The organism is Ornithinimicrobium carbonis, assembly GCF_050703245.1.
In the GTDB taxonomy this organism is placed as follows: Bacteria; Actinomycetota; Actinomycetes; order Actinomycetales; family Dermatophilaceae; genus Ornithinicoccus.
This window is the reverse complement of record NZ_CP192647.1, coordinates 1,540,509-1,557,896: the sequence shown is the minus strand read 5'-3', so window position 1 is coordinate 1,557,896 and position 17,388 is coordinate 1,540,509. Positions and strand designations below refer to the sequence as shown.

At 74.0% G+C, this 17,388-nt stretch carries 12 protein-coding genes and 1 pseudogene; 8 read left to right on the top strand and 5 right to left on the bottom strand.

The window, feature by feature from the left end; genetic code table 11:
- The first annotated feature begins 31 nt into the window (after positions 1-31).
- A complete protein-coding gene (locus ACQ95T_RS07795; protein WP_425940809.1) occupies positions 32-1,291 on the top strand; it encodes an ROK family protein in 1,260 nt (419 codons plus the stop codon).
- Between the two features lie 3 nt (positions 1,292-1,294).
- On the opposite strand, the gene ACQ95T_RS07790 is transcribed toward ACQ95T_RS07795, so the two are convergent.
- Positions 1,295-2,275 (bottom strand): acetylxylan esterase, encoded by a 981-nt coding sequence (locus tag ACQ95T_RS07790; protein ID WP_425940807.1) that lies wholly within the window; start codon positions 2,273-2,275, stop codon positions 1,295-1,297.
- A 61-nt stretch (positions 2,276-2,336) separates the two neighbouring features.
- Entirely contained in the window at positions 2,337-3,593 is a 1,257-nt protein-coding gene (locus tag ACQ95T_RS07785; protein ID WP_425940805.1) for an ROK family transcriptional regulator, read from the bottom strand.
- Positions 3,594-3,691: 98 nt separating this feature from the next.
- Here ACQ95T_RS07785 and ACQ95T_RS07780 point away from each other — a divergent pair, with 98 nt between their 5' ends.
- The 5 genes from ACQ95T_RS07780 to ACQ95T_RS07760 all read left to right on the top strand — a co-directional run bounded on the left by ACQ95T_RS07780 (position 3,692) and on the right by ACQ95T_RS07760 (position 10,214).
- Positions 3,692-5,032, top strand: coding sequence for an endo-1,4-beta-xylanase (locus ACQ95T_RS07780; protein ID WP_425940803.1), 1,341 nt, complete (start codon positions 3,692-3,694; stop codon positions 5,030-5,032).
- 87 nt (positions 5,033-5,119) lie between these two features.
- Positions 5,120-6,325 carry an endo-1,4-beta-xylanase gene (locus ACQ95T_RS07775; protein ID WP_425940801.1) on the top strand — a complete coding sequence of 402 codons (1,206 nt, stop codon included), beginning with the start codon at positions 5,120-5,122 and terminating at the stop codon, positions 6,323-6,325.
- A 75-nt stretch (positions 6,326-6,400) separates the two neighbouring features.
- Complete coding sequence (locus ACQ95T_RS07770) at positions 6,401-7,408, top strand: LacI family DNA-binding transcriptional regulator (protein ID WP_425940799.1); 1,008 nt, start codon at positions 6,401-6,403, stop codon at positions 7,406-7,408.
- A 98-nt stretch (positions 7,409-7,506) separates the two neighbouring features.
- Complete coding sequence (locus tag ACQ95T_RS07765) at positions 7,507-8,322, top strand: alpha/beta fold hydrolase (protein ID WP_425940797.1); 816 nt, start codon at positions 7,507-7,509, stop codon at positions 8,320-8,322.
- A 617-nt stretch (positions 8,323-8,939) separates the two neighbouring features.
- Complete coding sequence (locus ACQ95T_RS07760) at positions 8,940-10,214, top strand: vanadium-dependent haloperoxidase (protein ID WP_431473718.1); 1,275 nt, start codon at positions 8,940-8,942, stop codon at positions 10,212-10,214.
- 75 nt (positions 10,215-10,289) lie between these two features.
- On the opposite strand, the gene ACQ95T_RS07755 is transcribed toward ACQ95T_RS07760, so the two are convergent.
- Positions 10,290-11,624, bottom strand: coding sequence for a lanthionine synthetase LanC family protein (locus tag ACQ95T_RS07755; RefSeq protein ID WP_425940793.1), 1,335 nt, complete (start codon positions 11,622-11,624; stop codon positions 10,290-10,292).
- Between the two features lie 78 nt (positions 11,625-11,702).
- Complete coding sequence (locus ACQ95T_RS07750; RefSeq protein ID WP_425940791.1) at positions 11,703-12,611, bottom strand: alpha/beta fold hydrolase; 909 nt, start codon at positions 12,609-12,611, stop codon at positions 11,703-11,705.
- A gap of 62 nt (positions 12,612-12,673) precedes the next feature.
- On the opposite strand from ACQ95T_RS07750, the gene ACQ95T_RS07745 reads away from it, so the two are divergent.
- Together ACQ95T_RS07745 and ACQ95T_RS07740 are read left to right on the top strand one after the other, a co-directional pair.
- Positions 12,674-13,363, top strand: a complete 690-nt coding sequence (locus ACQ95T_RS07745; protein ID WP_425940789.1) for a TetR/AcrR family transcriptional regulator — start codon at positions 12,674-12,676, stop codon at positions 13,361-13,363.
- A gap of 3 nt (positions 13,364-13,366) precedes the next feature.
- Positions 13,367-14,880: pseudogene (locus ACQ95T_RS07740) on the top strand (alpha-N-arabinofuranosidase).
- Positions 14,881-15,020: 140 nt separating this feature from the next.
- Here the strand turns inward: ACQ95T_RS07740 and ACQ95T_RS07735 are convergent.
- On the bottom strand, positions 15,021-17,375 hold the full coding sequence (locus ACQ95T_RS07735) for a glycoside hydrolase family 3 N-terminal domain-containing protein (RefSeq protein WP_425940785.1): 2,355 nt from the start codon (positions 17,373-17,375) through the stop codon (positions 15,021-15,023).
- Positions 17,376-17,388: the final 13 nt, after the last annotated feature.

The following is a 17,388-nucleotide window of genomic DNA, read 5'->3' as shown; positions in this document are numbered from 1 at the left end:
GCCGCCGACCGAGAGTGCTTGACTGTCGACCATGGCCAGCCCGCCCGTCCCCCTCGCCCCGCCGCCGACCCGTGCGGGGACGCCGTCGAGCCGTCCGGTCGCGCCGTCATCCCGCGCCGGCACGCCCGCCGCGAGCAGCCCCGGATCGCTCTTCCAGCTGCTGCGCGACGGGGAGCCGCGCACCCGGGCCGACCTGGTCTCGGCCAGCGGCATGGCCCGCTCCACCGTCGCGGGGCGCCTCGAGGAGCTGCTCACCACCGGCCTGGTGGTCCCCACCGGTGAGGCCAGCTCCAGCGGCGGGCGGCCCGCGGTGACCTTCGTCTTCGACCCCTCCAGCCGGGTCGTCGTCGGCGTCGACCTCGGGGTCAGCCACGTCCACGTCGCGGTCACCGACCTGACCAACCGGGTCCTGGCCGAGGACCTGGAGGACCTGCGGATCGCCGACGGGCCGGAGCCGGTGCTGCGCAGGACCACCGCCCTGGCCGCGCGCCTGCTGGAGCGCGCCGGCCGCTCGCTCGACGACGTCGCCGGCACCGGGATCGGTCTGCCCGGGCCGGTCGAGTTCTCCACCGGCCAGCCGGTCAGCCCGCCGGTCATGCCCGGGTGGGACCGCTTCGACGTGCCCGGCTTCCTGGGCCGGACCCTGCCCGGGCCGGTCCTGGTGGACAACGACGTCAACATCATGGCCCTGGGCGAGCACGCCGAGCGCTACCGCGACGTGGACGACCTGGTCTTCGTCAAGGTGGCCTCCGGCATCGGGGCCGGGATCATCAGCGGCGGCGCCCTGCAGCGCGGCGCCCAGGGTGCCGCCGGCGACCTGGGCCACGTGGCCGTGCCGGACGGCAACCAGACCCTGTGCTCCTGCGGCAACCTGGGGTGCCTGGAGGCCGTGGCCTCCGGCGCCGCCGTGGCGCGCCTGCTGCGCGAGCGGGGGGCGGACGTGCAGGACCAGAACGACGTCGTGGCCCTCGTGCGGGCCGGCGAGACCTCGGCCATCCAGGCGGTGCGCGACGCCGGGCGCGACATCGGCTCGGTCCTGGCCGGCGTCGTCTCCCTGCTCAACCCGTCCGTGCTCGTCGTCGGCGGTCGCATCTCGGCAGTCGGCGAGCAGCTCCTCGCCGGGATCCGGGAGTCGGTCTACCGCCGGTCGCTGCCCCTGGGTACGCACCACCTGCGCATCGTCAGCTCGGTCTCCGGGATGCGGGCCGGCATCGTCGGGGCCTCCGTCCTCGTCACCGACACGCTCCTGTCGGTCGACGGCGTCGACGCCGTCGTGCACGGACGCGGCTGACGGTCAGTCGGCGCCACCCCGCGCCGCCAGCACCTCCCCCAGCCACCGGGCCGAGCGCAGCCACTGCTCCTGCGCGCCGCCCTCGTGGTCGTTGAACGGGTAGACCTCCACCGTCGGCGGCTCCGGGATCGCGTTGGCAGCGGCGAAGACGGTCGAGGGCGGGCAGGTCTGGTCCATGAGCGCGACCGAGACCATCGTCGGCGCCGTGATCCGCCGGGCCATCACCACCCCGTCGACGTAGGACAGCGTCCGGAACACCTGCTCCCGCATGCCCCGGTGGACCGAGAGGTAGGCGGTGATCTCGGCGTACGGCGCGGCGTCGGTGATCGTGACCGCCCGCTCGACGTGGCACAGGAACGGCACGTCGGCCACCACCGCGGCGACCCGGTCGTGCAGCGCCCCCGCGGCCAGCGCCATCCCGCCGCCCTGGCTGGTGCCGACGACCGCGACCCGGGCGGGGTCGACGTCGTCCCGGGTGAGGACGTGGTCGACCGCACGGACGGCGTCGGTGACCAGCCGGCGGTAGTAGTAGTCCTCCGGCGACCCGATCCCCCGGGTCATCACGCCCGGGTGCGCCGGCCCCGACCCGTGCGGGTCCGGCGTCCCCCCACCGCTGCCCCAGGTCGAGCCCTGACCACGGGTGTCCATGACCAGGTGGGCGTAGCCGGCCGCGGCCCACGTCAGCCGCTCGTGCGGCAGGCCCCGGCCCCCGCCGTAGCCGAGGAACTCCACGACGCAGGGCAGCGGTCCGTCCACGGGCGGCGCGACGAACCAGGCCCGCACCGGTTCGCCGTCGAACCCGGGAAAGGTGACGTCCTCGATCCGCAGGGCGGTCACCGGGGTGTCGACCGGCACGCTCGTGGCCTCACCACCGGCGGCCCGAGCCCGGGCCAGGGTGTCCGCCCAGAACGCGTCGAGGTCCTCCGGCTCGGCCACCTGCGGCCGGTACGTCAGCAGCTGCTCCAGGGGCAGGTCGGTGTGCACGGGTCTCCTCTCCGGCCGCCATCACGGCGGCCGTCCTCGGTCCGGGACTGCGGGCGGTCTCTCAGGCGGCCAGGTGGGCGGCCGGTCCGGCCACGACCCGGCTCAGGTGCAGCAGCGCCCCGCCCGTGGCGCCGGGGACGTCGTCGGCGTCGCGGACGACCTCCAGGGGCATGAGGTCGGCGGCCATGACCCGGGCCCGCAGCCGCTCGGTCACGGTGGGGGTGAGCCGGTCGGCCAGGTCGCCGATCTCCCCGCCGAGCACGATCGTGGGCACGTCGAGCAGGTTGACCACGCCGGCGAGGACCACCCCGAGCGCCTCGGCGGCCAGGTCGATCGCCTCCCGCGCGGCCGCGTGCCCCTCCTCGGCCAGCCGGTCCAGCTCGGCGAGCGTGGTGCCGGGGGGCAACCCGGCGCGCCGGGTCATGGCGAGGCGACCGGCATACCGCTCCAGGCACCCGTCCGACCCGCACGGGCAGGGGTCCCCGCCCGGGCGGAACGGCATGTGCCCGATCTCCCCGGCGAACCCGTGCAGCCCCGTCTGCACGCGCCAGTCGGTGACCACCGCACCGCCGATGCCGATCTCCCCCGAGACGTAGACGAAGTGCCCCGAGCGCCCCCGCCGCCCCGGCGCGGGCTGGGCGAACGCGTGCGCCGCGAGGTTGGCCTCGTTGGCCAGGCTCAGGGGTATGCCGTGGAGCCGGTCCCGCAGGCCCGTCCCGGGGGCGACGTCCCGCCAGCCGAGGTTGGGGGCGCGCAGGAGCCGCTCGCCCGAGGCGTCCACGACACCGGGCAGGGCGAGGCCGGCCCCCAGCACGCGACCGTCCGGCGGTGCGGCGGCAAGCACGTCGCTCAGGTGCTCGCCGAGCAGGGCCAGGCCGGTGGCGGGCTCGGAGCCGACGAGGTCGGGCTCGGAGCGGGACTCGGCGACCACCCGCCCCCGCAGGTCGAGGAGCCGTGCCGCGACGTGCGCGGCGTTGACCTGCAGCCCGACCGCGCACACCCGGGAGGAGGGCAGCAACGGGGTGGCCGGCCGTCCCGGCCCCGCCAGCAGGGCTGCCCCCTCCTGCAGCAGGCCGCCCGCGACCAGCTCGTCGACCAGGCGGGAGACCGTCGAGCGGGTCAGCCCGGTCGCCGCCGCCACGCCCGCCCGGGACGGCGGCTCCTCCGCGGCGCACACCGCCCGCAGCACGACGGCGAGGTTGGCCTCGCGCAGGGTCGACTGGTGGGCCAGGACCGGCAGCGTCGACACCTGGGCCGGTCCCGGGACCGGCGGGGAGGCCGAGGGAGCCGACGGGACCGTCGCGGGGACCGGGTGCATGGGGCCAGCCTACGCATCGCGACCTGTTGCACGGAGGCGTGTCCCGGGTTAGTTTCTTCCCGATAGTTTTGTGACGCAACCAATGATGGAGCGCATCCATGGCCAGTGGACCCCCCTTGGGACCGCCCTTTGCTCTCCGGTCCCCGCGGCCCGACCCCAGCCTGGCCCACCGGACCGCCTCGGCCACGCTCGAGGTCCGCGACAGCACGGGTCGCCCGCTGGTGGACACCGACGTCGTGCTGGCGCAGGTGGACCACGCCTTCGGTTTCGGCTGCGCCGGCTTCGAGCTCCTCCCGCCCGACCCGTCGGCCGGACCGCACGCCAGTGGCGGGGACTCCACGGCCGGCGCCGAGGAGCCTGACGGTGAGCACGGGCGGACGGCCACCCAGTGGCTGGAGCTGTTCAACACCGCGACCCTGCCCTTCTACTGGCAGCAGTTCGAGCCGACCCAGGGTCGCCCGCAGACCGAGCGGCTCCGGGAGGGTGCCCGCTGGTTCCGCGAGCGAGGGGTCCGGGTGAAGGGGCACCCCCTGGTCTGGCACACCCTCGCGCCCGGCTGGCTGCTGGGCCGCGACCCGGAGGAGGTGGAGCGGCTGCTGCGGGAGCGGATCACCCGCGAGGTCAGCGACCTGGCCGGGCTGGTCGACACCTGGGACGCGATCAACGAGGTCGTGATCATGCCCGTGTTCACCGCCGAGGACAACGCGGTCACCCCGCTCGCCCGTCGCCTGGGCCGCATCGGCATGGTCCGGCTGGCCTTCGAGACCGCCCGGGCCGCGAACCCCTCGGCCACCCTGCTGCTCAACGACTTCGACCTGTCCACCGCCTACGACACCCTCGTCGAGGGCGTCCTGGACGCCGGCATCCAGGTCGACGCCCTCGGGCTGCAGAGCCACATGCACCAGGGCTGGTGGGGCACCGAGAAGACCCTGGAGGTGCTCGAGCGGTTCTCCCGCTACGGCCTGCCCCTGCACCTGACCGAGACCACGCTGGTCTCCGGCGACCTCATGCCGGAGGACGTCGTCGACCTCAACGACCACGTCGTCGAGCCCGGCGGCTGGCCGAGCACGCCCGAGGGTGAGGCCCGCCAGGCGCAGGAGCTCGAGCAGCACTACCGGACCGTCCTGTCCCACCCGAGCGTGGAGTCGCTCACCTGGTGGGGGCTGTGGGACCAGGGTGCCTGGCTGAACGCGCCGGCCGGGCTGGTCCGCGCCGACGGCACCCCGAAGCCCGCGTACGAGGCGCTCCGCCGCCTGGTCAAGGAGGAGTGGTGGCTCTCCCCCACCACCGCGCGCACCGACGCGCAGGGTCGCGTCCCCCTCTCGGGCTGGCACGGCCGGTACGCCGTGCGCCTCCCCGGAGGCACGGAGGCCGCCACCGTCGAGCTCACGCCCGGGGCCGACCACCTCCTCGCCCGGCTGCACCCCGACCCCGCCTGATCCGTGCGCCCGCCGCAGCCGTGCACCCGCCGGCGGGCACCGCATACCCCGACTCGCACCACCCACCACCACTCGAAGGAGAGAACAGTGCGACACCTCACCCGATCCATCGTCGTGGCCGCGGCCACGACCGCCCTGGCGGCCGCTGCGGCCGCGCCCGCCGCGACCGCCGCCCCGCCGGACCACGCCAAGGACCGCCAGCAGGCCGCGGCCCCGCCCGAGAACGCCAGGGGGCACCAGGACACGCTGCGACGGCAGGCGCCCAAGGACCTGGAGATCGGCAGCGCCGTCTGGGGCCAGCGTGACCTGCTGAACTACGACAGGAAGGACCCGAGCGACCACCAGCGGGTGCTCGCCAGGGAGTTCGGCTCGATCACGCCCGAGAACGACATGAAGTGGGCGGAGATCCACCCCGAGCCGGACGTCTACGACTTCAGCGGGGCCGACGCCCTCATGGAGTTCGCCCGGGTCAACCAGCAGGAGGTGCGCGGTCACACGCTCCTGTGGCACAGCCAGAACCCGCAGTGGGTGAGCGACGCCGCTGCCGACTGGACCTGCGACGAGGCCCGCGACGTGCTGGAGGACCACGTCCGCACCGTCGTCGGGCGCTACGCCGGCGAGATCTACGAGTGGGACGTCGCCAACGAGATCTTCCAGGACGACTGGGACGCCGGCGGTGTTCGCCTGCGCACCGGGGCCAACCCCTTCCTGGCCGCCTGCGCCGACGACCCGGTCGCGCTCATCGGCGACACGTTCCGGTGGGCGCACGAGGCCGACCCGGAGGCCCGTCTCTTCCTCAACGACTACAACGCCGAGGGGATCAACACCAAGACCGACGCCTACTACGCGCTGGCCCAGGAGCTGCTCGCCGACGGCGTGCCGCTGCACGGCTTCGGCGCCCAGGGGCACCTGAGCCTGATGTACGGCTTCGACACCTCGATGCAGGCCAACTTCGAGCGGTTCGCCGCCCTGGGGCTGGACGTGGCGGTGACCGAGGCCGACGTGCGGATGCCGATCGACGAGGAGACCGGGGTGCCCACCGACGAGCAGGTCGCCCTGCACGCCGAGCGGCACGACGCGATGCTCGAGGCCTGCCTGGCGGTGCCGTCGTGCACCTCCTTCACGGTGTGGGGATTCCCCGACTCCAACTCGTGGGTCCCGGACGTCTTCCCCGAGGAATGGGCCACGATCTTCTTCGACGACCTCACGCCCAAGCCCGCCTACCACGCGATGCTCGAGTCGCTGCGGGAGGCGGCCCCCGGCGTCTCCCCGCGCACCCCGCGCGGGCGCTGAGCCGATCGTGGATCGCTCCGGCGTGGCGGGACCTGCCTCTGCGGGCCCGCCACGCCGGAGGCAGATAATGACGCCATGGTGACCAACGGCCGGGTGCGCATGGAGGACGTGGCGCGGGCGGCCGGCGTTTCGGTGGCGACCGTCTCCAAGGTGGTCAACGGCCGCTACGGCGTGGCCGCAGCCACGACCGCCCGGGTCCACGGGGTCATCGCCGAGCTCGGTTACGAGACCAGCCTGGGCGCCCGCAGCCTGCGCAGCTCGCGCACGGGGATCCTCGGAGTGCTGGTCGCCGAGTTCGAGCCGTTCAGCACCGAGCTGCTCAAGGGCGTCTCGGACGCCATGGCGGACACCGACTACGAGCTGCTCGCCTTCGCCGGCGCCACCCACGGGGAGACGGTCGGCTGGGAGCGGCGGTCGCTGCGCCGCCTCGGCGGGACGCTCCTGGACGGGGCGATCATCGTCACCCCCACCGTCATCGAGCCGGGCAGCGCTGTGCCGGTCGTGGCGATCGACCCGCACACCGGCAGCAGCGACGTTCCCACCGTGGACTCTGACAACGTCGGCGGCGCCCGCTCCGCCGTGGAGCACCTGATCGGCCTGGGACACACCAGGATCGGCATGATCCGGGGTCGTGAGGACCTGGAGTCGGCCCGGCTGCGCGAGCAGGGTTTCCGGCAGGCGATGGCGTCCGCCGGCCTTGAGGTCGACGAGACGCTGCTGGCCACCGGTTCCTACCGTTCCGAGTCGGCCGTCGCCCCGGCCCGGCTGCTGCTGGACCGCCGCGACCGCCCGACCGCGGTCTTCGCGGCCAACGACCTCATGGCCATCCGGACCGTCGAGGTCGCCCGGTCGTTGGGGCTGGGTGTGCCCGAAGACCTGTCCGTCGTCGGCTTCGACAACGTGCCGGAGTCGGCCCTGGCCGGCCCTCCGCTGACCACGGTCGCCCAGCCGCTGCGGGCGATGGGCCGCACCGCGCTGAGCATGCTGCTGGCGATGCTCGCGGGCGAGGACCCAGACCCCACGCACGCGCGACTGCAGACGCGACTGGTCGAGCGCGCCTCGACCAGCCCGCCGCCGGGCTGAGCCGACCGGCGGTCCGCCTCTCCCTACAGGCGCGACGCACCCACGGAACCTGCGCCGGCCCCTGTCGCCGGCGCCAGGGTCGGGATACCGTGGAGGTCGTGGACGCTCAGCCGCCCGTGACGAGCGGTTCCGTCGATGTGGACGGAGCGTCGCTGTACTACGAGGAGCGGGGCTCAGGAGCGCCGGTGGTGCTGATCCACGGTGGGCTGGCCTCCAGCGCGATGTGGGAGCCGCTCCTGCCCGACCTCGTCGATCATCTTCGCGTCATCACCCCCGACAGTCGCGGGCACGGCCGGTCGACCAACCCGGGCGGAACTCTCTCGTACGCCCAGATCGCCGACGATGTCGCGGTGCTCGTCGCCTCGCTTGGGCTGTTCCTCCCGGTGGTGGGGGGCTACAGCGACGGGGGTCAGGTCGCGCTGGAGCTGGCTGTGCGTCACCCCGGGGTGGCAGGCGCCCTCATCGTCGGCGCCGCCTACCCGGACTTCGTCAGCACCGGGCTGCGGGAGCAGTCCCGGGCGTTCCTGGGAGCCGACGAGGCCGGCGTGCCGGACCTGGCCCAGGTCGACGCGCAGCTCGGCGACTTCGCTGGGGTGGTGAAGGCCTGGCACCCGGGTGGAGAGGCACGGTGGACGGCCCTGCTGCACCAGACCGCGTCGATGTGGCTCGACTACGCGGGGCTCACCGCCGAGGAGATCGGCGGCATCCAGGCGCCCACGCTCGTCTTCGCCGGTGACCGCGACGACCAGGAAGGCCGGCTCGATCTGGCCGTGTCGCTCTACCGGTCCCTGCCCCAGGGCGAGCTCGGCATCTGTCCCAGCGCCGACCACTTCGCGCCCATCACCCCTCAGCGTGCCGGCATCCACGCCGCGATGATCCGCGACTTCGCGCATCGGCACAGCCAGGGTTGTTAGCCGACGGGGTCACCCACCGCGAGCAGCGCACGCCCACGCCGACCCTCTCCGTCGGGCTGGCGTCATCCTGGGTGTCGCCGGAAACCCGTGCACGCACGCAACCCGCGACGCAGCGGGCGTGACGACCACCGCCGGCCCTGCTTCGTCGCTCACGGTGTCGTCCAGAGCTGGCTGCTCGACACCTGACCGGGACCGCACGGCTGCCGCGGTGCGGGCGTCCCTGTCGCACCGCTCCAGGTGGCTCGACCTCGCATGTCTGGCGCGATCGACCGTCTGCCGTCATCGACCGTTGTGGTGTTCACCGGTGCAGTGCCACCATGAGACATGAACCGGAAGAAGGTCGCCTGCTGGCTCAGGCTCGGCCATTCCTGGAAGATCGCCGCCCACGGCGAGAAGGTCCTGGAGTGCCGTCGCTGCGGTGAGGTCAAGGCCGGACCAGGCCCGGGAGCGGCGGTCACAGGACCGATGTAGAACCTGCGCCCGCGCACCCCCGTGAGCCCTGGTCGGCGGAGCACGGTGCCGGGGGCGGGACGCCATACGCGCTTCTGCGTATGGCGTGCGTCACAGCGGGGCGAGGACCGTGGGAGTCATCATCCGCGCTGGGAGGAGACCCTCGCATGAACCGTCGCACCGCACTGAGCCGGTTGACCACCGTGACCGCCGTCGGGCTCCTGGTGACGGTGACCCCGGCGGTGGCCGCCCCCGGCCCCCAGGGCCCGCCGGTCACCGACGACCCGGCCGCAGTCCTGGACTGGAACGCCGTCGCGTTCCGTACGATCGTGACCGAGGGCGGTCAACCGCCGCCGGTGGCCCAGTTCTACCTGGGGCTGGTCTCCACGGCCGTCTACAACGCCGTGGTCACCGTGGAGGGCGGTGGGACCGCCACCGCGCCGCAGCGTCCGGCCAAGGCCCACGCCTCCTCCGACGTCGCGGCCGTCACCGCGGCTCACGACGTCCTGAGCCACTACTTCCCCAGCTCCGCGGCAGCCCTGTCGGCCGACTACCAGGCATTCCTCGACAGCCGACCCAAGGGTGTGGGCACGGTGCACGGGGTGCGGGCCGGCCAGGACGCTGCCGCCGCGCTGCTGGGCACCCGGGACGACTCCGAGCTCGACGCACCGATCACCCTGCCGCGTCCACCGGACCCCCCGCCGGGGATGTGGGTGCCCACCGGGTCCGGTGAGATGCAGGCGCCGTGGCTGGCCTTCGTCACCCCGATCGTCCTCGAGGCCGGGGCCGACCTGGGGATCGACGGACCGGACCCGATCGACAGCGCCGCCTACGCCCTGGACTTCCAGGAGGCGCGCACGATGGGCGCGGCGACCGGCTCGCTGCGCACCACGCAGCAGACCGAGACCGGGCTGTTCTTCACCGACCACCCACCGCGTCAGTACCAGGACGCCATGCGCGACCGGGCTGTCCGCCACGACCTGGACATCGTGGAGTCCGCACGCATGCTGGCGGCCGCGAACGTGGCCGGGGCCGACGCGCTGATCGTCTGCTGGGCGGCCAAGTACGAGGCGAACTACTGGCGGCCGGTGACCGCGATCCACCGGGCCGACGAGGACGGGAACCCGGCAACCACCGCCGACCCGACGTGGGTCTCGCTGCGGCCCAGCCCGCCGTACCCCGAGTATCCCAGCGGCCACGCCTGCCTCAGCGGCGGCGTTCGCCGGTGCCCTCGAGGCCCTGTACGGCGAAGGCGATGTGGACACCGTGGTCGAGTCCCGGGTCACCGGCACGTCCCGGCACTACGACTCCGAGGACGCCTGGCTGAACGACGTCGTCGACGGCCGCATCTTCCTGGGCTTCCACTTCCGGACGGCATGGAGGACGGTCGGCTGATCGGCACCGAGACCGCCGAGCGGGTCGTCGGGACGTTCCTGCCCTGACACCAGGTCACGCCGCACCGTGCCGCGCCACGACCAGGCACGCGTCGCGAGCCTGGCTGTCGCGCCCCCACCGGGTCACCCTGGCGGCTCCACCGCCCACCAGTTGTCCATCCGTGCGACCGTGGCGGCCCCGCTCCCCTCCCGCAGGACGCGACCCACCCGGAACAGGTGAGCAGCGATCCCCGCGGCACCCTGCATCCACCCCACGCCGGGCGGCAGCAGCGGATCGGCGGCCCGGTGCTCCACGAATCGCCAGTACGTGTGCGGACCGTCGTGCACGGCCCGCTCGAGGAGGGCGTCGGCGAGCCGGACGGCGAACCCGAGGTCATCCGCACGACCTTCGCGCTGCCAGGCGTCCAGGAAGACCTCACCCACGCCCGCCGTCCCGCAGCAGCGGCCGTCGTTGTCCCAGAAGCCGGGGCGGACCCGCGCGGGCACTCCGGAGTGGCGCACGGCATACAGACAACGGCGGTGCCAGACCAGCGGGGGCCGGGCCGCGACCTCGGCGGTCCCGGCCCGCTGCAGGGCGAGGAACAGCAGCGAGGTGCCGGCGCTGCCGTGGCACCACCCGAAGGCGGGACCGTCGTCCTCCCGGGGGCGAGGCCGGATCGTGCACGGGACCGTGAGCCCGGGGGTGACCTGGTCGGCGAGGGAGACCAGGTGCGCGGCCCCCGCCTCGGCCGCGGCCAGGAGGTCGGGGCGCTCCAGCTCGCACCCGGCGAGAGCCAGGGCGGTGGCGACGCCGGCGACACCGTGGGACAGGTTGGGCATCTCCCCCGACGGGCCGTCGACGTGACGCGGAGGCACCATCCGCCAGGTCAGACCGACCTCCTCCTGCTCGGCCTCGGCGAGCAGGATCCCGGCAGCGCGGTCTGCCAGGTCGAGGGAACCGGGCACTCCCTTCCGCAGCCCCCACAGGGCTCCGAGCAGCACGCCGGCGGTGCCGAGGGTCAGGTCGTTGCTCGTGGCCCCCGCACCGATGCGCTCGTCCTCGAGGGGTCGCATCGGCCAGCCCGCGGGGCCCGCCACGGCCAGCAGCCGGGTCACCGCCGTCGCGGCACCACCGGGGTCGCCCAGCGCGGTGAGCACCCCGAGGTGGCTGACCAGCCCGTCGAAGAACGAGCAGTCCTGCTCCCCGGGCACGGCCCGGCGCACCCGGTCCGCGATGCCCTGCGCGAGATCCCGCTCCTCGCCGGACCAGGTGCGCAGCAGCCGGATCTCGGCCAGCGCGTGGGCCAGACCGCCGACCCCGCTGTGCATCCCGTCGCGGTCCCAGGGCGGTCGGAGGGTCGCGTCACCGTCCACGTGCCAGGGGATCCAGGGGCCGTCGTCCCGGCGGACCTGGTCCAGGACCCACCGCCAGGCCCGCTCCGCCGAGGCCAGGTGGTCGTCCGGCGTGTGCTGCGCCATACGGTGATGATGGCACCGGCTCTCGGGGGCCGCACCGGGCAGACGTCCGGGGGGTGCGGTCGTCAGCCGACCTGGTCGTCAACCCGCCCGGTCGAACCAGTCGAGCGCGAGCCCGGCCACCGCCTCGGGAGCGTCGTCGGTGATGAAGTGCGCCGCGCCGGGGACGTACGCGAAGTCCGCGCGGTCGGCATACCTGTCCGGGTCCCCGCAGACCAGTCCCATGATCTCCTCGTTCCAGTACCGGTCGCGCAGGCCGAAGACGAAGCGGGTCGGCACCGTGAGCCGTCGGCGGCGGTAGACGCCGCGGGCCATCCGCAGGCCCTCGGGCAGGAGCATCCCGCGGGTGAGCCGGCGCACGGCGCCGTCGACCTCGGGGCGGCGGAGCGGGGCGAGGTGGGCCTCTTCGACGTCAGGCGCCATCGGGCGCGCCACGTAGCTGGCGGAGAAGACCCCCTCCAGCGGGGTCCCGGCCCGGTGCCAGATGAACGGGGGCAGGTGCCGGAAACCGGGGAGGACCTTCGGGCTGAAGCTCATGAACCCCGGCGGCACCGAGAGCTGCACCGCCGTCCGCACCCGATCGGGACGGTCGTAGGTCAGCTGCATCGCGGTGATGGCACCCATGTCGTGGGAGACGACGTGGACCCGGTCGAGGTGCAGGGCGGCCAGGAGGGCGAGCAGGTCGCCCAGGCGGGACTCGCGCCCGACGTCCGGGGCGTCGGCCTCCGTCCACCCGGCCCCGCGCAGGTCCGGGCACAGGACCCGGTAGCCTTCCGCGGCGATCGCCGGGGCCACGGCGCGCCACTGCCACCAGTGCTGGGGAAAGCCGTGCAGCAGCACGACGGGCTCCCCCTCGCCGATCTCGGCGAGGTGCGTGCGCAGACCCGGCGTCTCCACGACGACGTGGGCGAAGCCGGGTGCCTCCGGCAGCGGCGGGGACCACTCCGTCCCGTCGGCGGGTCCTGCGACGGAGGGCTGGGGCGTGTCCATGGCGACCTTCTTCGAGCGCGTAACTACTATGTTCATAGTAGGACTCGGAGAGGAAGGTGTCCATGCCCGCTGGTACACGGGAACGCGCCCTCGAGGCGGCCGTGGAGCTGCTGGGTCGACGGGGGGTGCGGGCGTTGAGCCACGCGCGGGTCGACGAACGTGCCGGACTGCCCCGCGGGTCGACGTCGAACTGGTTCCGCACCCGGCGCGCCCTGCTGGAGGGCGTCGTGGACTGGATCGCCGAGCGCGAGCGGTCCGACCTCGGCCCGGCCGGGATGCCCCCGATCACGGGGGTCGACGCGCTGGTCGACGGCCTGTGCGCCATGATCGAGCTGCAGTCGGGTCGGTTCGCCGCACGGACCCGGGCGCGCTACGCGCTCTTCCTCGAGCTGGCCGCCGACCCCGAGCTCGGGGAGCCGCTGCGGCGGCAGCGCCACGAGTTCGAGCGGTGGACCGAGGACATCGTCACCGACGTGGGTATCGAGGACCCCCGGCCCGCGACCCGGGCCCTCATGGCCCTCGCGGACGGACTGCTCCTGCACCGCCTGACGGTGGACCCCGCCCTGGACGTACGTCCCGCCGTCACCCGCGCGGTGCGCGACCTGGCGAGGACGCCCGACCCGGGAGCCGGCCCGGAGACCGATCCGCGCGAGGACGGCACGTCCGCCCCTCCGGGGCCGACCACCGTGCAGACTGGGACCGGACCCGGGCGGGTCGCGCACGCGCCCGTCCCCCCAGCCACCGGGAGGTGAGGTATGCAGCAGGCGCGACTGTCGGTCGACCCGGCGTTCGTCGTCGCACCGATCAACCGCAGGGTCTTCGGTTCCTTCGTCGAGCACATGGGTCGGTGCGTCTACACCGGCATCTACGAGCCGGGCACCCCACCGCCGACGACGACGGCCTGCGCGGGGACGTGCTCGACCTGGTCCGTGAGCTCGGGGTGACGACGATCCGCTACCCCGGGGGCAACTTCGTCTCCGGGTACCGGTGGGAGGACGGAGTGGGACCGGTCCAGGACCGCCCGACGCGGCTGGATCCGGCGTGGCGCACCATCGAGTCCAACGAGTTCGGCCTCAACGAGTTCATGCGGTGGGCCCGCAAGGCTGGCGTCGAGCCCATGCTGGCGATGAACCTGGGCACGCGCGGCCTGCAGGAGGCCGTCGACCTGCTCGAGTACACCAACCACCCCGGCGGCACCGCGCTCTCCGACCTGCGCATCCGGCACGGGGCCACGGACCCTCACGACGTGCGGATCTGGTGCCTCGGGAACGAGATGGACGGCCCGTGGCAGCTGGGTCACAAGAGCGCGGACGACTACGGCCGTCTGGCCGCGGTGACGGCCCGTGCGATGCGCCAGTTCGACCCGCATCTCGAGCTCGTCGCCTGCGGGTCCTCCAGCCGGGCCATGCCGACCTTCGGCGCGTGGGAGGCCACCGTCCTCGAGCACACCTACGAGGTGGTCGACCACATCTCCGCGCACGCCTACTACCAGCTGCACGGGGACGACCACGCCAGCTTCCTGGCCTCCGCGGTGGACATGGACCGTTTCATCGACCAGGTCACCGCCACCGCCGACCACGTGGGTGCCCGCCTGGGCTCGGACCGACGCATCGACGTCAGCTTCGACGAGTGGAACGTCTGGTACCTCGAGGAGCTCATGGACGGGCGGGGCGGGCTGCCGCAGGACTGGACCGTGGCGCCCCGCACGAGCGAGGAGCCCTACACCGTCCTGGACGCGGTGGTCGTGGGGTCCCTGCTCATCACCCTTCTCCGGCACGCCGACCGGGTGACCGCCGCGTCGCAGGCCCAGCTGGTGAACACCATCTCCGCGATCCGGACCGAGCCCGGCGGGCCGGCCTGGCGGCAGACGATCTTCCACCCGTTCGCCCTCACCGCACGGCACGCCCGAGGGACGGTGCTGGACGTCCGCCTGGACGCGCCGACCCTCGCGACCGAGCGGTACGGCCCGGTCCCGGTGCTGGATCCGGTCGCGACCTACGACGCCGACGACGGGCGGCTCACGGTCCTGGTGGTGAACCGTCACCCGTCCGAGGAGGTGTCGTTCAGCACGAGCCTGCACGGGTTCGGCGGCGGCACCCTGGTCGAGGCGGTCGTCCTGGCCGACAAGGACCTGACCGCCGTCAACACCCAGGACGACCCTGATCGTGTCGTCCCCCGTGAGCACCCCGACGCGTCCGTGCGGGACGGCACCCTGTCCGCCCGGCTGCCGCCGGCGTCCTGGAGCATGCTCGTGCTCGAGGTCGGCTGAACCGAGGAGACCGCACTCCACCGTCTACGGGCGGTGACCCGGCTCCAGCTCAGCAGGTGGTCGATCGGGAGGTCGACCGCAGGATCACGGCCGCCTGCCCGCACACGACCCGGCCGCGGCCAGGGGCCGCCTTGGTGCTGTCACCGGACGTCGGTGGACCGCCCCGTGCCCGTCCCGTCGGCCACCTCGACCGTCGTCCGTCGCCGGTCGTGCAGCCCCACCTCGTGCACCCCACCGGTGAGCGTGACGGTGCGCAGCAGCCGACGGTCGGCGACGGAGTCCCCGACCCACAGGTCGACCTCGCCGGGCTCGACGATCCGGCGTCGGTCCCGGCCGGTGAAGGACAGGCGTGCGGGCGGAACCAGGAGCGTGAGCAGGCGCGACTCCCCCGGCTCGAGGGTCACCCGGGCGTAGCCCACGAGCTGGGCCACCGGCCTGGTCACCGAGGCGACCAGGTCGCGGACGTAGACCTGGACCACGTCCTCGCCAGCACGGTGACCGGTGTTGCTGATCCGCACGGTCACCTCGACGTCGTCGGCCGTCGACCCCGCCCGGACCTCGAGGTCGGCGAGCTCGAAGCTGGTGTAGGAGAGCCCGTGGCCGAAAGGCAGGGCCGGCCGGCTGGAGAGGTTGGTGACGTCCGTGTCCCCGCCGAGCGGCGGGTGCAGGTAGGTGTAGGGCTGGCTGCCGGCCGAGCGGGGGATGCTGACCGGCAGGTGCCCAGAGGGGTTGACCCGCCCGGACAGCACCCCGGCGACGGCCCCGGCCCCCTCCTCGCCGGGGAAGAACGCCTGGACCACGGCGGCGCAGGCCTCCACCGCCCAGTCGACGGCGTACGGCCGGCCGGTGACGAGCACGAGCACCACGGGCGTGCCCGTGGCCAGCACGGCCTCCACGAGCCGGCGCTGCACGCCGGGCAGCTCCAGGTCGTCCCGGTCGCAGCCCTCCCCCGACGTGGCCCGGCCGAAGAGCCCGGAGCTGTCCCCGACGACGACGACGGCCACCTCGGCGTCGCGGGCGGCGGCCACGGCCTGCTCGATGCCGGACACGTCCTCGGAGTCGACGTCGCAGCCCCACGCGTAGGCCAGGTCCGCCTCCGGCCACTCGGCGACCAGGGCCTCCCGCACGGTCGGGGCGACGATGCCGGGCTCGGTGCCCGGGTGCTGCGGGATGACGTGGTTGACGAAGGAGTAGCACCCGAACAGCGCGGCGAGCCGGTCGGCGTTGGGACCGACCACCGCGACCCGGCCGGGGGCGGCCAGCGGCAGCGTCCCGTCGTTGGACAGCAGCACGATCGACTCCTCGGCCAGCTGCCGGGCCGCGGCCCGGTGCTCGGGGCCGTCGAGCTCGACCCGCGTCGGGGGCTCGTCCTCGAAGGTCGCGCCGAGCAGCCCGAGCTCGGCCTTCTGCTCCAGGACCCGGGTGCAGGCCCGGTCCACGAGCGACTCCTCGACCGCCCCGGAGCGCACGGCGTGGGCGAGCGGGGCCAGGTAGGCGTCGCCGGTGGGCAGCTCGACGTCCACGCCCGCGAGCAGCGCCTGGCCGGCCGCCTCGCCGAGGTCGGCCGCGACGTGGTGGAGCAGGTGCAGGAAGGCCACCCCGAAGTAGTCGGCCACCACGGTCCCGTCGAAGCCCCACCGATCACGCAGGACACCGGTGAGCAGGTCGGGGTCCGCGGCCACCGGGATCCCGTCGATCTCGGTGTAGGAGTGCATGATCGAGCGGACGCCACCCTCGACGACCGCCATCTCGAAGGGCATCATGAGCACGTCCTGGAGCTCGCGCTGGCCGGCGTGGACCGGGGCGAAGTTGCGCCCGGCCTGCGAGGCCGAGTAACCCACGAAGTGCTTGAGCGTCGCGTGCACGCCCTCTGACTGCAGCCCCTCGACATACCCGGTCCCGACGGTCGCCACGAGGTAGGGATCCTCGGAGATCGTCTCCTCGACCCTGCCCCACCTGGGGTCGCGGACGACGTCCAGCACCGGCGCCAGCCCCTGGTGGACCCCCAGCTGTCGCATCGACCTCCCGACCAGGCCGGCCGTGCGCCGGACGAGGTCCGGGTCGAAGGTGGCCCCCCACGCCAGCGGCGTGGGGAAGGTCGCGGCCGTCCACGCCGACAGCCCGGTCAGGCACTCCTCGTGGACCAGGGCGGGTATGCCGTGGCGCGAGCTGGCGACGACCCACCGCTGGAAGTCCCACAGCCACCGGGCTCGATCGACCGGGTCCACCGGCCGGGTGCCGTAGACCCGGGTGAGGTGCCCGAGCCCGCGGGCGGCGACGTCGTAGAGGCCCTGCGGCTCGGCGAAGGCCCCCTGCAGGGGGGCGACCGCGTCACCGTCGCCCTTGTCCCAGAAGCCGACGATCTGGGCCAGCTTCTCCTCCAGGGTCATCGACGCGACGATGCCGGCCACGTCGGTGGGATCGTCCGGGACCGGCCGGCCGGCGGGGACGGCCGGGCCCTGGACGGCGGTGGACGCTGCGGTGCTCTGGGACATGTGGGGGCCTCTC

Coding starts and splice junctions, on each gene's coding strand:
- ACQ95T_RS07795 (WP_425940809.1), top strand. CDS start 32: ATGGCCAGCCCGCCCGTCCCCCTCGCCCCGCCGCCGACCCGTGCGGGG.
- ACQ95T_RS07785 (WP_425940805.1), bottom strand. CDS start 3,593: ATGCACCCGGTCCCCGCGACGGTCCCGTCGGCTCCCTCGGCCTCCCCG.
- ACQ95T_RS07780 (WP_425940803.1), top strand. CDS start 3,692: ATGGCCAGTGGACCCCCCTTGGGACCGCCCTTTGCTCTCCGGTCCCCG.
- ACQ95T_RS07770 (WP_425940799.1), top strand. CDS start 6,401: ATGGTGACCAACGGCCGGGTGCGCATGGAGGACGTGGCGCGGGCGGCC.
- ACQ95T_RS07760 (WP_431473718.1), top strand. CDS start 8,940: ATGAACCGTCGCACCGCACTGAGCCGGTTGACCACCGTGACCGCCGTC.
- ACQ95T_RS07755 (WP_425940793.1), bottom strand. CDS start 11,624: ATGGCGCAGCACACGCCGGACGACCACCTGGCCTCGGCGGAGCGGGCC.
- ACQ95T_RS07750 (WP_425940791.1), bottom strand. CDS start 12,611: ATGGACACGCCCCAGCCCTCCGTCGCAGGACCCGCCGACGGGACGGAG.
- ACQ95T_RS07745 (WP_425940789.1), top strand. CDS start 12,674: ATGCCCGCTGGTACACGGGAACGCGCCCTCGAGGCGGCCGTGGAGCTG.
- ACQ95T_RS07735 (WP_425940785.1), bottom strand. CDS start 17,375: ATGTCCCAGAGCACCGCAGCGTCCACCGCCGTCCAGGGCCCGGCCGTC.